At 67.5% G+C, this 15106-nt stretch carries 14 protein-coding genes; 8 read left to right on the top strand and 6 right to left on the bottom strand.

Features of this window, described 5'->3' with window-relative positions:
- Window positions 1–2 precede the first annotated feature (2 nt).
- The 5 genes from ACAM52_RS16950 to ACAM52_RS16930 all read right to left on the bottom strand — a co-directional run bounded on the left by ACAM52_RS16950 (window position 3) and on the right by ACAM52_RS16930 (window position 4643).
- Window positions 3–1298, bottom strand: coding sequence for a TRAP transporter large permease (locus ACAM52_RS16950; protein WP_070059673.1), 1296 nt, complete (start codon window positions 1296–1298; stop codon window positions 3–5).
- 8 nt (window positions 1299–1306) lie between these two features.
- Window positions 1307–1795, bottom strand: coding sequence for a TRAP transporter small permease (locus ACAM52_RS16945; protein WP_056582957.1), 489 nt, complete (start codon window positions 1793–1795; stop codon window positions 1307–1309).
- Window positions 1796–1892: 97 nt separating this feature from the next.
- A complete protein-coding gene (locus ACAM52_RS16940) occupies window positions 1893–2870 on the bottom strand; it encodes a TRAP transporter substrate-binding protein (protein ID WP_307585981.1) in 978 nt (325 codons plus the stop codon).
- A gap of 46 nt (window positions 2871–2916) precedes the next feature.
- The gene (locus tag ACAM52_RS16935) at window positions 2917–3804 is read right to left on the bottom strand and encodes an SMP-30/gluconolactonase/LRE family protein (protein WP_369644051.1); all 888 of its coding nucleotides are present in this window, start codon (window positions 3802–3804) and stop codon (window positions 2917–2919) included.
- Between the two features lie 14 nt (window positions 3805–3818).
- Complete coding sequence (locus ACAM52_RS16930; RefSeq protein ID WP_369644050.1) at window positions 3819–4643, bottom strand: NAD-dependent epimerase/dehydratase family protein; 825 nt, start codon at window positions 4641–4643, stop codon at window positions 3819–3821.
- Window positions 4644–4753: 110 nt separating this feature from the next.
- On the opposite strand from ACAM52_RS16930, the gene ACAM52_RS16925 reads away from it, so the two are divergent.
- The 8 genes from ACAM52_RS16925 (at window position 4754) to ACAM52_RS16890 (ending at window position 13224) form a co-directional block, all read left to right on the top strand.
- Entirely contained in the window at window positions 4754–5614 is an 861-nt protein-coding gene (locus ACAM52_RS16925) for a FadR/GntR family transcriptional regulator (protein WP_369644049.1), read from the top strand.
- 122 nt (window positions 5615–5736) lie between these two features.
- Window positions 5737–6726 (top strand): Bug family tripartite tricarboxylate transporter substrate binding protein, encoded by a 990-nt coding sequence (locus ACAM52_RS16920; RefSeq protein WP_369644048.1) that lies wholly within the window; start codon window positions 5737–5739, stop codon window positions 6724–6726.
- Window positions 6727–6786: 60 nt separating this feature from the next.
- A complete protein-coding gene (gene kdgD, locus ACAM52_RS16915; protein WP_070059669.1) occupies window positions 6787–7698 on the top strand; it encodes a 5-dehydro-4-deoxyglucarate dehydratase in 912 nt (303 codons plus the stop codon).
- Window positions 7699–7750: 52 nt separating this feature from the next.
- The gene (locus ACAM52_RS16910; RefSeq protein ID WP_369644047.1) at window positions 7751–8209 is read left to right on the top strand and encodes a nuclear transport factor 2 family protein; all 459 of its coding nucleotides are present in this window, start codon (window positions 7751–7753) and stop codon (window positions 8207–8209) included.
- A 14-nt stretch (window positions 8210–8223) separates the two neighbouring features.
- On the top strand, window positions 8224–9213 hold the full coding sequence (locus tag ACAM52_RS16905) for a Bug family tripartite tricarboxylate transporter substrate binding protein (RefSeq protein ID WP_369644046.1): 990 nt from the start codon (window positions 8224–8226) through the stop codon (window positions 9211–9213).
- Between the two features lie 15 nt (window positions 9214–9228).
- Window positions 9229–10587 (top strand): glucarate dehydratase, encoded by a 1359-nt coding sequence (gene gudD / locus ACAM52_RS16900; protein ID WP_369644045.1) that lies wholly within the window; start codon window positions 9229–9231, stop codon window positions 10585–10587.
- A 49-nt stretch (window positions 10588–10636) separates the two neighbouring features.
- Window positions 10637–11734, top strand: a complete 1098-nt coding sequence (locus ACAM52_RS16895) for an SMP-30/gluconolactonase/LRE family protein (RefSeq protein WP_369644044.1) — start codon at window positions 10637–10639, stop codon at window positions 11732–11734.
- Between the two features lie 53 nt (window positions 11735–11787).
- Window positions 11788–13224 (top strand): aldehyde dehydrogenase family protein, encoded by a 1437-nt coding sequence (locus ACAM52_RS16890; protein WP_369644043.1) that lies wholly within the window; start codon window positions 11788–11790, stop codon window positions 13222–13224.
- A 319-nt stretch (window positions 13225–13543) separates the two neighbouring features.
- On the opposite strand, the gene ACAM52_RS16885 is transcribed toward ACAM52_RS16890, so the two are convergent.
- Window positions 13544–15085, bottom strand: coding sequence for a glycine betaine ABC transporter substrate-binding protein (locus ACAM52_RS16885; protein ID WP_369644042.1), 1542 nt, complete (start codon window positions 15083–15085; stop codon window positions 13544–13546).
- Between the last annotated feature and the right edge of the window lie 21 nt (window positions 15086–15106).

The following is a 15106-nucleotide window of genomic DNA, read 5'->3' as shown; positions in this document are numbered from 1 at the left end:
CTTTACTTCACCACCATGAACAGGCTGGGCAGCCAGGTGGAAAACGCCGGCACGAAGGTGACCACGCCGAGCGCGAAGATCAGCGCGCCGTAGAAGGGCCAGATCGTGCGCATCACCGTGCCCACCGACACCCCGCCGATGGCGCAACCGACGAACTGCGTGGTGCCCACGGGCGGCGTGTTCAGGCCCAGCGCGCAGTTGATGAGCATCACCACGCCGAACTGCACCGAGGTCATGCCGTACTGCTGTGCAATGGGCAGGAAGATCGGCGTGCACAGCAGGATGGTCGCGGCCATGTCCAGGAAGGTGCCCAGCACGAACAGGATGATGTTGATGAGCAGGAAGATCATCCACGGCGTGGTCGTCACCTGCGACAGCATCTGGCCCGTGAGCTCGGCCACGCCGTACAGGCTGATGAGGTAGCCGAAGGTGCTCGAGATGCCGATGAGCAGCAGGATCACGCCCGTGGTGCGCACGGCCTTCGAGGCGGCCTTGATGAAGTGCTCCCACTTCAGCGTGCGGTACACGAAGATCGTGAGCGCCAGCGCATAGAGCACCGCCACCGCCGCCGATTCGGTCGCCGTGAAGATGCCCGACAGGATGCCGCCGAGGATCAGCACCACGATGAACAGGCCCGGCAGCGCCGCTGCGAACGAGCGCGCCACGATGGCCCAGCCCGGGAAGCTGCCGGCCGGGTAGCCGCGCTTCACGGCCACGAGGTAGGCGGCCGCGAGGTTGCTGAGCGTGAGCACCGCCGCCGGCAGCAGCGCCGCCAGAATCAGCGCCGCGATCGACACCTTGCCGCCCGCTGCGAGCGAGTAAATGATGAGGTTGTGGCTGGTGGGCATCAACGCGCCGACCAGGGCCGCGTGCGTCGTCACGTTGACCGCGTAGTCGGCGTGGTAGCCCTCCTTCTTCATCATCGGGATCATCACGGCGCCCATGGCCGAGACGTCCGCCACGGGCGAGCCCGAGACGCCGCCGAACAGGGTGCAGGCCACCACGTTCGACATGCCCAGGCCCCCGCGCACGTGGCCCACGAGGTTGCGCGCGAAGTTGACGATGCGGTCCGCGATGCCGCCGTAGAGCATCAGCTCGCCGGCAAAGATGAAGAACGGAATCGCAAGGAACGAGAAGATGCCCATGCCCGAGGTCATCTGCTGGAAGCCCACCGCGAGCGGCAGGCCTTCGTACAGCAGCGTGGCCAGGGCCGACAGCCCGATCGAGAACGCCACCGGCACGCCGAGCAGCAGGAACAGCGTGAACGAGAGGCAAAGAATGAGAAGAGGGGTCGTCATGATGAGGTTCAGCCCCAGGCGGGTTCGACTTCGCGGCCTTGGGCCAAGGCGATGATGTGTTCGATCGAGAACATCACAATGAGGACGCCGGACACGGCGGCGGGCACGTACTTCCAGCCTTCGGAAATCCACAGCGTGGGCAGGCGGTAGTCCCACACCGATTCGGCGAGCGAGGCGCAGTTCCAGGCCATGGCCAGGCCGAACAGCAGGATCAGCGCGTGGATGAGGTATTCCATCTTCAGGCGCAGCCAGTCGGGCGCGAGCACGAGGAACGATTCAAGTCCGATGTGGCCCGCGTCGCGCACGCCCACGGCCACGCCCAGCATGGTCACGTAGAGCACCAGCAGCAGTGCGAGGCTCTCGGCCCAGGTGGGGGTGTTGTTGAGCACGTAGCGGCCGAACACCTGCCAGCTCACGGCGCAGATCACCGCGACGAGACCGAGGATGCCCATCCACATGCAGGCACGGGCGAGCGTGCGGCAAAGTTTGGTGTACATATTTCCAGCGCGAAAAATGGAGAGGCTCCGCCCCTTCGTGGCCCCCCGGCAGGGGCGCAGGGTCACGAAGTGCGCGAAGCCTGGGGGCGAGCCCTGTTTACTTCGTGTCCTGGACGCGCTTCACGAGGTCCTTGAGCTTCGCGTCCGTGATGAACTTGTCGTACACCGGCTTCATCGCGGCCTGGAACGGGGCCTTGTCGACGTCGATGATCTCGGCGCCGCCGGCCTTCACCGTGGCCAGCGACTTCACTTCACGCTCCTGCCACTGCTTGCGCATGTAGGGCACCGATTCCTTGGCGGCCTGGCGCAGCCAGCCCTGCTCTTCGGTGGAGAGCTTGTCCCACGCGCGCTTGGAGAACAGCAGCATCTCGGGCGCCATCGAGTGCTCGGTCTTGCTGTAGTACTTGGCGACCTCGAAGGCGCGCGCGCTTTCGTAGGTGGGGTAGTTGTTTTCGGCGGCGTCGATGAGGCCGGTCTTCAGGCCCGTGTAGACCTCGCCCATCGGCATCGGCGTGGCGTTGGCGCCCATGGCCTCGAGCATCGACACCCACAGGTCGGACTGCTGCACGCGCACCTTCAGACCCTTCATGTCGGCGAAGTTGCGCACGGGCTTCTTGGCCGTGAACATCGAGCGCGCGCCGCTGTCGTAGTAGGCCAGGCCCACGAAGCCCTGCTTCTCGCACGACTTCAGGATTTCTTCGCCGACCGGACCGTCGAGCACCTTGTGCAGGTGCTCCACTGAACGGAACAGGAAGGGCATGGTCGGCACCTGCGTTTCGGGGCAGATGTTGTTCATGGGCGCGATGTTCACGCGCACCATCTGCAGCGCGCCGATCTTGGTCTGCTCGATCGTGTCCTTCTCGTTGCCGAGCGCGCTGTTGTTGAAGACCTTGATGCTGTGCTTGCCCCCGGACAGCGCCTTGAGCCGTTCGCTCATGAACTTCACGGCGGTCACGGTGGGGTAGTCGTCGGGGTGGATGTCGGCCGAGCGGAACTCGGTGGCGCCGGCAGCCAGCGTGGTCAACGCGGCCGCCGCGCCGGCAGCAAGTGCGATGAGTGTCTTGTAGAGCTTCATTTGTCTCGTCCTCTTGGTGGTTGTCGTCAATAAAAAAGAAAAGGGGTCAGCCGAAGGCCGGCTCTGGCACGCCCGCCACGCCGGGGCGCAGCGCGAACACGCCGCCGGCCAGCGGCTGGTCCGACAGGTCGATGCCGCCGGGGCGAATCGAGGTGACGAACAGCGTGTCGAGCGTCGGGCCGCCGAAGGCGCACATGGCGGGTTTCTTCACCGGCACGGCGAGCGAGCGGTCGAGCCGGCCGTCGGGCGTGAAGCGGTGCACCAGGCCAGCGTCGTTGCCGCAGATCCAGTAGCAGCCGTCGACGTCCATCGCCGCGCCGTCGGGGCGGCCGGGCAGGGGATTCATGTCGACGAACAGGCGCCGGTTGCTCGGCGTGCCGGTGTCGGTGTCGTAGTCGAAGGCCCAGACGGCCTGCACGCTCGGGTGCGAGTCCGACAGGTACATCGTGCGGCCGTCGGGGCTGAAGGCCAGGCCGTTGGGCACGATCAGGTCGTCCAGCTGCAAGGCCGCGCCGTCGTCGCCGGGGCCGTGGCGGTACAGGCGGCCGACACGCGCGCCGGCGGCCATGTCCAGCAGCATCGTGCCGGCCCAGAAGCGGCCTTGCCGGTCGCAGCGACCGTCGTTGAAGCGCATGCCCGGCGCGGCGTGCGCCACCGGGGCGAGCGGCGTGGCCGCGAGCGTGCCGTCGGCGCGCGGGCGCAGCGAGAACAGGCCGCTTTCCATGCCGGCGATCCATTCGCCGGGGCGGTCGGCGCGCGGTGCGATGCAGGCGATCATTTCGTCGGCACGCCACTGCGCATGGCCTTCGCCGGCATGCCAGCGGTTCAGCGTGCGCGCGGGAATGTCGACCCAGTACAGCGCCTGCTGCGCGGCCAGCCACACCGGGCTTTCGCCCGTGCCGTTGCGCGCGTCGAGAACGAGTTCGGCTTGCATGGTGTGCAGCGCGGTCAGTCGCCGAACGGGCCTTGTGCGGTGAAGGCGCCGCCCTGGTAGATGGCGTTCGGATCGGTGGGCGCCACCTTCGGCTGCGCCTCGACCTTGTCGCGGAACACCTCGGAGCTGTCTTGCGGCACGAAGCCCAGGTGCGCGGCGGCGGCGTTGTCCCACCACAGGTCGCGGTTGGCCGACATGCCGTAGACCACCGTGTGCTTCACGCCGGGCGTGAAGAGCGACTTCTGGATCAGCGTCGTGAGGTCGCGGTAGCTGAGCCAGGTGCTCATCATGCGGCGGTTGAGCGGCTCGGGGAACGAGGAGCCGATGCGGATGCTCACCGTCTCGATGCCCCAGCGGTCGAAGTAGAACTGCGCCATGTCCTCGCCGAAGGACTTCGACAGGCCGTAGTAGCCGTCGGGCCGGCGCGCGGCGTGCGCGTCGATGTGCTCGTCCTGCTTGTAGAAGCCGATCACGTGGTTCGAGCTGGCGAACACCACGCGCTTCACGCCGTGGCGGCGCGCGGCTTCGTACAGGTTGAACACGCCCTTGATGTTGGCTTCGAGCACTTCCTCGAACGGGCGCTCGACCGACACGCCGCCGAAATGGGCGATGGCGTCGCAGCCGGCCACCAGCGCGTCGACCGCGGCCTTGTCGGACAGGTCGCAGGGCACGACTTCTTCATGCGCGCCCGTGGCCGGTGCGATGTCGGCGATGTCGGAAAGGCGGATCACGTTCGCAAAAGGCGCGAGCCGTTCGCGCAGCACGCGGCCCAGGCCGCCGGCGGCGCCGGTCAGCAGCAGGCGGCCAAGCTTGGGGGAGGGGGCTTCAGGCGTCGACATGTCTTCGGGATGTGTGAGGGGAAGCGGAGGAGGTGGACAACGTCGTCACCGCTTTTTAGGTGATAAGTTATCTGTTGTCGTACAACTGTGAGGGGATTATGATCGTCGTCATGGCCTCAACGACTGCGGGTAATCCCGAAGTTCAGACAACGACCGCTGACAACCCGGCGGGCAACGCCGCTTTCGTGGGGCGGCCGCGCCAGCGCGCGCGCGGCCTGGCGAACGGGCTGGTGGAAGACCTGGGCGAGAAGATCCGCAGCCAGTCGCTGCGCCCGGGCGACAAGCTGCCGACCGAGTCGGCCATCATGCAGGCCTACGGCGTGAGCCGCACCGTGGTGCGCGAGGCGCTGTCCAAGCTGCAGGCGGGCGGGCTGGTCGAGACGCTGCACGGCGTGGGCACCTTCGTGCTGCAGCCGCGTCCGGGTGGCATGGGCGGCGTGTTCCGCCTCGATCCCGGCGAGATCGCGACTTCGGTCGACGTGCTCGCCGTGCTCGAGCTGCGCATCAGCCTGGAGACCGAATCCGCCGGGCTGGCCGCGAGCCGGCGCACCGACGAGCAGCTGGTGGCGATGCGCCAGGCGCTCGACGCGTTCGAGCAGAACGTCAAGGTGGGCGGCGACACCGTGGCGCCCGATTTTGCCTTCCACCTGGAGATTGCGCAGTCGACCGGCAACCCCTACTTCGCCGACATCATGCGGCACCTGGGCACGACGATCATCCCGCGCACGCGCATCAGCGCGATCCGCGTGCAGGACGGCAGCTACCTGAGCCGCGTGAACCGCGAGCACGAGGAAATCTACGCGGCCATCGCGCGCCGCGACCCCGAGTCGGCACGCGCCGCGATGCGCATCCACCTGACCAACAGCCGCGAGCGGCTGCGCATGGCGCAGGAAGCAGCGCAACAGCACAAAGCAAGGACGGAGGCGGCCGGCCACGGCACCGCCTCGTCCGACAACACCCCTTCGCGCTGAGTTCGCCCCGGGTTTTCGGGGTCCAAGTCTGGACAAGCTGATTTTCTAGTTGTACGATGACTGATAACATGCAGTGCCATCGCGACCCGCATGCCTGCATCGAACCTCAGGAGACAGCCCCCATGACCGTCAACCGACGCGGCGCGCTCGGCGCCGCCCTCGCCACCACACTGGCCGCCAGCCTGCCCCTGCACGCGTTCGCGCAAGGGGCGGGCGGCACCTGGCCTTCCAAGCCCATCCGTCTCATCGTGCCGTACCCGCCGGGCGGCTCGTCGGACATCATTGCGCGCGCCATCGGCCAGCCGCTGTCCGAGGCGCTGGGCCAGCCCGTGGTCATCGAAAACCGCGCGGGCGCCAACGGCAACCTCGGCGCCGACATGCTGGCCAAGGCGCCGGCCGACGGCCACACGCTCATGCTGTGCGACCTCGGCGCGCTGGCCATCAGCCCGTCGCTGTACCCCAAGCTGCCGTTCGATCCGTCGAAGGACCTGCGCAGCGTGGCCATGCTGGCGTACTCGCCGCACCTGCTGGTCGTGCACCCGTCGGTGCAGGCCAACACGCTGAAGGAACTGGTCGAGCTGTCGAAGAAGAGCGACCTCAACTTCGCCGTCACCGCCAGCGGCAGCACCGCGCACCTGGCCGGCGTCGAGCTGCAGCGCAAGAGCGGCGCCAAGTGGGAGTACGTGCCCTACAAGGGCGGCGTGCAGGCCGTGCTCGACACCGTCGCCGGCCAGACGCAGGTGCTCATGAACGGCATGCTGGCCACCTACCCGCATGTGCAAAGCGGCAAGCTCAAGCTCATCGCGGTGTCGAAGTCGACGCGCATGCCGCTGATCGGCAGCGTGCCGACCATCGCGGAGCAGAGCGTTCCCGGCTACGAGTCCGGCACATGGCAGGGCGTGGTCGCGGCGCGCGGCACCCCTGACGCGGTGATCGCCCGGCTCAACAAGGAACTGGTCCGCATCATCCGCACGCCCGACATCCGGGCGCGCCTTGCGGGGCAGGGCGCCGAGGTCGTGACCATGACCGCGCCCGAGCAGGACCAGTTCTTCGCCAAGGAGCGCGCGCGCTGGGCGCAAGTGATCCAGCAGGCCAACCTGAAGCTCGACTGAGCGGCCCCTTCTTCTTCTTTTCTCTTTTCCTCATTTCTCTTTTTCACTGGACGACTTCCGATGAACCCGCAAGAACTCAAGACCATCATGGGCTCCGGCCTGCTCTCGTTCCCGCTGACCGACTTCGACAGCAACGGCGACTTCAACAAGAAGGGCTACGTCGAGCGCCTCGAATGGCTGGCACCCTACGGCGCGAGCGCGCTGTTCGCCGCGGGCGGCACGGGCGAGTTCTTCTCGCTGACCGGTGACGAGTACCCCGGCATCATCCAGACGGCGGTCGACACCTGCCGCGGCGTGGTGCCGATCATTGCCGGCGCCGGCGGCCCGACGCGCTTCGCCATCCAATGCGCGCAAGCGGCAGAGAAGGCCGGCGCGCACGGCATCCTGCTGCTGCCGCACTACCTCACCGAAGCCGGCCAGGAAGGCCTGGCCGCGCACGTCGAGGCCGTGTGCAAGAGCGTGAAGTTCGGCGTGATCGTCTACAACCGCGCCTCGAGCCGCCTCAAGCCCGACACGCTGGCCCGCCTGGCCGAGCGCAATCCGAACCTCGTCGGCTTCAAGGACGGCGTGGGCGACATCGAAGCGATGGTCGCGATCTTCCAGAAGATGGGAGATCGCTTCGCCTACCTGGGCGGCCTGCCCACGGCCGAGGTGTATGCCGCGGCCTACAAGGCGATGGGCACGCCCGTGTACTCGTCAGCGGTCTTCAACTTCATCCCGAAGACGGCGATGGACTTCTATCACGCGGTCGCGAACGACGACATGGCCACGCAGCACCGCCTGCTGAAGAACTTCTTCATGCCCTACCTGGAACTGCGCAACCGCGTGCCCGGCTACGCCGTGAGCATCGTGAAGGCGGGCGCCAAGCTCGTCGGCCACGACGCCGGCCCCGTGCGCGCACCGCTGACCGACCTGAAGCCCGACGAGATGGACGCACTGAAGGCGCTCATCGACACGCTCGGCCCGCAGTAAGTAGGCACTGATCGCAGTCGACCGCACCACAAAACAAACAGGAGACAACGACATGCTCATCAGAAAATTCCTGCTCGCCGCCGCAGCGACCGCCGTGTTCGCGGGCTGCGCCGCCAGCGGAGGCAGCAACAGCGGTGCATCGGCCGAACCGGCAGTGGCCGCGGCCGCCGAGCGGCTGCGCGTCGCCATGGTCGACCCGACGCCCGCCGCGCTGCGCGCGCTGGTGTCCGACGACCTGAGCTACGGCCATTCGGGCGGCAAGGTCGACACGCAGGCCAGCTTCATCGCCGACCTGCTCGACCGCAAGTCGGACTTCGTGACCATCGCGATCACCGACCAGACCATCAAGGTCGTCGACGGAAACACCGCCATCGTGCGCCACACGCTCACGGCCGACACCAACGACTCGGGCAAGCCCGGCAAGGTCGCGCTGAAGATCCTTGGCGTCTGGCAGAAGCAGGGCGGCGAGTGGAAGCTGCTCGCGCGCCAGGCTGTGCGCCTTCCTTCCTGATCGGACCACCGCGCATGAAGAGAATGCAATTCCTGGCGACGGGCTTCGCGCTCGCCGCCACCGCTCTGCTGTCGCCGCTGCACGCTTCGGCCCAGGCCGATGCATGGCCGCAGCAGAAGCCCGTGACGATCATCGTGCCGTTCCCGGCCGGCGGTTCCACCGACATGGTGGCGCGCGCACTGGCCCAGCAGCTGCAGGGCAAGCTCGGCGGCAGCTTCGTGGTCGACAACCGGCCCGGCGCCACCGGCACCATCGGCACCGGCTTCGTGAAGCGCGCACTGCCCGACGGCTACACGCTGCTGGTGTCGTCGCTCGGCGCCTTCGTCGTCACACCGCATCTGCAAAAGAGCGTGCCCTACGACGCCACCAAGGACTTCGACTACATCAGCGTGCCCGTGCAGGCGCCCAACGTGCTCGTGGCGAATGTCGCGCGGCCCGAGCGCAGCGTGGCCGACGTGCTCGCGCTGTTGCGCAAGACGCCCGGCAAGGTCTCGTTCGCGAGCTCGGGCAACGGCTCGTCCGACCACCTGTCGGCCGAACTCTTCTGGCAGCAATCGAAGACCGAAGGCGTGCACGTGCCCTACAAGGGCGGCGCGCCGGCGGTGAACGACCTGCTGGGCAACCAGGTCGACTTCTCGTTCCAGAACGTGAACGCCGTGCTGCCGCACATCCGCGCCGGCAAGCTGCGCGCGCTGGCCGTCACCGGCGACAAGCGCTCGCCCGTGCTGCCCGACGTGCCCACGCTCGCCGAGGCCGGCGTGAAGGGCGCCGAGGTCTATTCGTGGCAAGGCATGGCCGCGCCCAAGGGCCTGCCGCCCGCCACGAAGAAGAAGCTGAGCGACGCGGTCATCGCCGCCATGCAGGACCCCGAGACGAAGAAGCGCATGCTCGACCAGGGCCTGGAAATCGTCGCCAGCACGCCCGAGGACTTCACCGCCTTCCAGTTGCGCGAGTGGACGCGATGGAAGACATTGATCGACACCCGCCACATCACTGCCGATTGAGGCCACAGCCCGAAGATGACAAGTCCTGAATCCGTTTCCCATGTCGTGTCGGGCGCGCCCGTCGTCACCGCCATGCGCGTCGTGCCCGTCGCGGGCCACGACAGCATGCTGATGAACCTCAGCGGCGCGCACGGCCCGTTCTTCACGCGCAACCTGCTGATCCTCACCGACAGCGCCGGCCACACCGGCGTGGGCGAGGTGCCGGGCGGCGAGAAGATCCGCCAGACGCTCGAAGACGCGCGCGACCTCATCGTGGGCCAGCCCATCGGCAACCACAACGCCGTGCTCAACCGCATGCGCAGCGCCTTTGCCGCGCGCGACAGCGGCGGGCGCGGCCTGCAGACCTTCGACCTGCGCGTGACCATCCATGCCGTGACCGCTGCCGAAGCCGCGCTGCTCGACCTGCTGGGCCAGCACCTGGGCGTGCCCGTGGCCGCGCTGCTCGGCGAAGGCCAGCAGCGCGATGCGGTGCAGATGCTCGGCTACCTCTTCTACGTGGGCGACCGCACCAAGACCGACCTTCCGTACGAGACCGACCCCGGCGCCGACAACGACTGGTTCCGCCTGCGCCACGAAGAAGCCATGACGCCCGAGGCCATCGTGCGCCTGGCCGAGGCCACGCATGCGCGCTACGGTTTCACCGACTTCAAGCTCAAGGGCGGCGTGCTGCGCGGCGAGGAAGAGGTCGAGGCGATCCGCGCGCTGCACGCGCGCTTCCCGCAGGCGCGCGTCACGCTCGACCCCAACGGCGGCTGGCTGCTGGCCGATGCCATCCGCCTGTGCCGCGACCTGCACGGCGTGATGGCCTATGCCGAAGACCCGTGCGGCGCCGAAGGCGTGTTCTCGGGCCGCGAGGTGATGGCCGAGTTCCGCCGCGCCACGGGCCTGCCCACCGCCACCAACATGGTCGCCACCGACTGGCGCGAGATGGTGCACAGCCTGTCGCTGCAGTCGGTCGACATTCCGCTGGCCGACCCGCACTTCTGGACGATGCAGGGCTCGGTGCGCGTGGCGCAGCTGTGCCAGGCCTGGGGCCTGACCTGGGGCTCGCATTCGAACAACCACTTCGACGTGTCGCTCGCGATGTTCACGCACGTGGCCGCGGCGGCGCCCGGCAAGGTCACGGCCATCGACACGCACTGGATCTGGCAGGACGGCCAGCGCCTCACGAAGGCGCCGCTGCAGATCGAGGGCGGCCTCGTGCAGGTGCCCACGCGCGGCGGCCTGGGCATCGAGCTCGACATGGCCGAGGTCGAGAAGGCGCACCAGCTGTACCTGCAGCATGGCCTCGGCGCGCGCAACGACGCGCAGGCAATGCAGTTCCTCATTCCGAACTGGACCTTCGACAACAAGCGCCCCTGCATGGTCCGCTGAGCGCCCGGTGCCTTCGTGCGCTGACGGCTGAAACATCCAAGGAGACTGAATGAACAAGCACATGGATCGCCGTCGCCTGCTGCAAGCGGCTGCCGGCTCGGCACTCGGCGCCGTGGCCGCCGCCGCGGGCGCCCAGTCGTTTCCCTACAAGCCGCAGCAGCGGTATCCCGATCCGTCGGTGCTGATCCTCGACCCCAGCTTTGCGAAGTACCGCATCTACAGCAGCACGCTCGAGCAGGTCGGCACCGGCATGCGCTGGGCCGAGGGCCCGGTGTACCTGCCGCGCGAGGGCTACCTCGTGTGCAGCGACATCCCGAACAACAGGCTGATGCGCTACGAGGAGAAGACCGGCGAGTTCAAGGTCCACAAGGCGAACGCCGGCTACTGCAACGGCAACACGCGCGACCGGCAGGGCCGCCTCATCAGCTGCGAGCACTCGGTGACGCGGCGCGTGGTGCGCACCGAGGCCGACGGGCGCATGACCGTGCTGGCCGACCGCTACCAGGGCAAGCGGCTGAATTCGCCGAACGACGTGGTTGTGAAGTCGGACGACACCGTGTGGTTCACCGACCCGCTCTTCGGCATCTCGGGCACGTGGGAAGGCGAGAAGGCCGCGCCCGAGCAGGCGACGACCAACGTGTACCGCCTCACGCCCGACGGCCAGCTCTCGGCGGTGATCACCGACCTCGTGAACCCGAACGGCCTGGCCTTCTCGCCGGACGAGAAAAAGCTCTACGTTGTCGAGTGGAAGGGCACGCCCAACCGCAGCCTCTGGAGCTACGACGTGGCGGCCGATGGCAGCGTGTCGAACAAGCTGAAGCTCATCGACGGCACGGGCGCCGCGGCGCTCGATGGCTTTCGCGTCGACCGCGACGGCAATCTCTGGATGGGCTGGGGCTGGAACGGCGCCGTCGCTCCCGAACCCGTCGATGCCGGCAACGGCATGAAGGTCTATCAGCCGCAGGCGAAATCCGAAGACCTCGATGGCGTCAAGATCTTCAATTCGCAAGGCAAGCCCATCGGTTTCATCCGCCTGCCCGAACGCTGTGCCAACCTGACGTTCGGCGGCCCCAAGAACAACCGCCTCTACATGGCGGCCAGCCATTCGCTGTACGCCCTCTACGTGGAGTCCGAAGGCGCCACCTAGCCTTGAGACTTTTCCAACCTCCTCACCGCAACACGCACACAAGGACATCGACGATGACTGAGTTCAACAACCTCATCAATGGCGAATGGCTGGCTGGCCAAAGCTACAGCCCCAACATCAACCCCAGCAACCTGGCCGACGTGCTGGGCCAGTACACGCAGGGCGACAAGGGCCAGGTCGATGCGGCCGTGGCCGCCGCCACCGCCGCTTTCCCCGCTTGGGCGACGGGCAGCATCCAGGCGCGCTCCGACGCGCTCGACAAGATCGGCATCGAGATCCTCGCGCGCAAGGAAGAGCTGGGCACACTGCTCGCGCGCGAAGAAGGCAAGACCAAGGCCGAAGGCATCGGCGAGGCCACGCGCGCAGGGCAGATCTTCAAGTTCTTCGCGGGCGAATGCCTGCGCCTCGCGGGCGAGGTGCTGCCTTCGGTGCGCCCGAACATTGGCGTGGAGATCACGCGCGAGCCGGTCGGTGTGGTCGGGCTCATCACGCCGTGGAACTTTCCCATCGCGATTCCCGCCTGGAAGATCGCACCCGCGCTGGCCTTCGGCAACTGCGTGGTGCTCAAGCCCGCCGACCTCGTGCCGGGCTGCGCGTGGGCGCTGGCCGAGATCATCAGCCGCTCGGGCATTCCGGCCGGCGTGTTCAACCTCGTGATGGGGCGCGGCAGCGTGATCGGCGATGCGCTGGTCAATCACCCCGGCATCCATGCGATCAGCTTCACGGGCTCGGTGGGCGTGGGCCGCAACATCGCGATCCAGTGCGTCACGAACCACAAGAAGGTGCAGCTCGAGATGGGTGGCAAGAACCCGCAGGTGGTGCTCGACGACGCCGACCTCGCGCAGGCCGTGGAGCTCAGCGTGCAGAGCGCGTTCTACTCGACCGGCCAGCGCTGCACGGCGTCGAGCCGACTCATCGTGACCGAAGGCATCTACCCGAAGTTCATCGAGGCGATGAAGGCGCGCATGGCGAAGATCAAGGTCGGCGATGCGCTCGCGCAGGACACGGACGTGGGGCCGGTGTCGTCGAAGTCGCAGCTCGACCAGGACATGGAGTACGTCGCCATCGGCAAGGGCGAGGGCGCCACGCTGGCGGCCGGCGGTGAGCTGCTGAAGCTGGAGACGGACGGCTACTACATGTCGCCGGCGCTGTTCAGCGAGTCAGCCGCGAACATGCGCATCAACCGCGAGGAGGTGTTCGGGCCGGTGGCGAGCGTGATCCGCGTGAAGAACTATGAAGAGGCACTGGCGACGGCGAACGACACCGAGTTCGGTTTGTCGGCCGGCATTGCGACGACCTCGCTGAAGTACGCGACGCACTTCAAGCGCCACAGCCAGGCAGGGATGGTGATGGTGAACCTGCCGACGGCGGGGGTGGACTATCACGTGCCGTTTGGTGGCCGCAAGGGGTCGAGCTATGGGCCGCGGGAGCAGGGCAAGTACGCGCAGGAGTTCTTCACTACGGTGAAGACGGCTTACACGCTCGCCTGACGCTTTTCTTGTCTCGTTGGAAGCCCTCGGTTGGGGGCTTTTTAACGTCTGCCTTGTTCGGGGCGCGTGCACAGGCCACCGGGTACTTCCCTCCGCGAATGTCCCTCGGGGCTTCGCCCCTCCTCCTTGATTTCGCTGCGGGAAGCACCCAGTGTCCTGCGCACGGGAAGCGGCGGTGGTGCGCAGCCCATCAACGACCGCACTGAACACGCTCACGTCGATGCGGTGCCTTGCGCAGCGAAATCAAGGAGGAGGCCGAAGGCCGGGGGACATTCGCGGAGCAAGGTACCGCGTCGGCGGGAGCGTCGCCCTGAACAGCTCAGGCCAATGGTGCCCTGCGGCTGCGACGCATCAGGAACTCGATCAGTTCGAAGACCCCTTCACTGATCAGCGCCATGGCAGCAGCCGGCAACGCTCCGGCCATCAACAGCTCGCGGTCGTTGAGCGCGAGTCCTGTCACGATGCGCTCACCGAAACCACCTGCGCCGATGAAAGCCGCGATGGTGGCCGTGCCGATGGCAATGGCTGTCGCGGTGCGAACGCCCGCCAGCAGCGTGGGCAATGCAAGAGGCAGCAGCACCAACTGAAGGCTCTGCGGCGGCGTCATGCCCAGCGCGGTGCCGGCCAGCCGAAGTCCATTCGGCACTTCGGCCAGCCCGGTCACGGTGTTGCGCATGATCGGCAGCAGCGAATACAGCGTGAGCGCGATGAGCGCGGGCAGGGCGCCGATGGCGCCAAGCAAAGAGATCAGCACCGCGAGCAGCGCCAGCGAGGGCACGGTCTGCATCACGCTCGCAAAGCCCAGCACCACGGCGCGCAGCCGCAGGTGCGGAAACAGGAGGATCGCGAGCGGCACGCCGATGAGGATGGCCACGCCGACCGACACGGCCACCAGCAGCAGGTGCTGGCGCGCCAGCGGCCAGAGGTCGGGGCCGAAGAGCTTGGCGGTGAAGCCGCGCGCGGCGCTCGGTGGCGTCTTTCCGTCTTTGGTGGCGCCGGCCAGGAAGTCGCGCGCGATCGTGTCGAAGCGCACGCCCTGCAGCTCGGCGCGCGCGTTCATCGCGATCATCGCGTGCTCGTCGATCCTGCCTTCGAGCGCCTGCAATGCGGCCCAGGCCTTCGGCAGCCGCGCGGGCAGGTCGAGCTTGTAGAGCACCACCGCGTCGTAGCGCGGAAAGTACTGCTTGTCGTCCACGAGCACGCGCAGGCCGAGGTGGTCGATCTTGGCGTCGGTGGTGTAAATGTCGATGGCGTCGATCTGCTTGGCCGTCATCGCCTCGTAGGCCAGGCCGTGGTCGAGCCCGGTCGGCGTCTGCGTGAAACCGTAGCGCGCGGCCAGGCCCTTCCAGCCGTCGGCGCGGCCGATGAATTCGTTCGACAACCCGATGCGCAGTTCGGGGTGTTTGGCCAGGTCGCTCAGCGTGCGCAGCCCGAGCTTGTCGGCGTCGGCGGCGCGCACGGCCAGCGCATAACCGTCGTTGAAGCCCAGCGGAATCGCCACGCCCAGCCCGAGCGGCGTGAGCGCGGCGTTCATCGCTTCGCGCGTGTCGGCGGGCGAGCCCTTGAGGATCTCGAGCGCGATGGTGCCGGTGTATTCGGCGTACAGGTCGATGGCGCCCGAACGCAGCGCCTCGTACACGATGGCCGTGTTGCCCAGCCCCTGCCGCACGACGGGCGGCGACGTGGTGTGCGGCGCGGCCGTCTGCGCCAGCACCTCGGCCAGGATGTACGACTCGGTGAAGCGCTTGGAGCCGACGCGCAGCGTCTCGTCGGCGGCCTGCGCGCGGGGTGCGGCGGCGGCCAGCCAGAGCATCGCGAAAAGCCACAGGGCGGGGTGCCAGAAGCTGCGAGGCAGGTGCATCCGGGTCAGTGTATCGGCATC

Source organism: Variovorax sp. V118 (assembly GCF_041154445.1).
Lineage (GTDB): Bacteria > Pseudomonadota > Gammaproteobacteria > Burkholderiales > Burkholderiaceae_C > Variovorax > Variovorax boronicumulans.
Note: the sequence above shows the minus strand (reverse complement) of the source record. Positions and strands in the feature narration are given on the sequence as shown.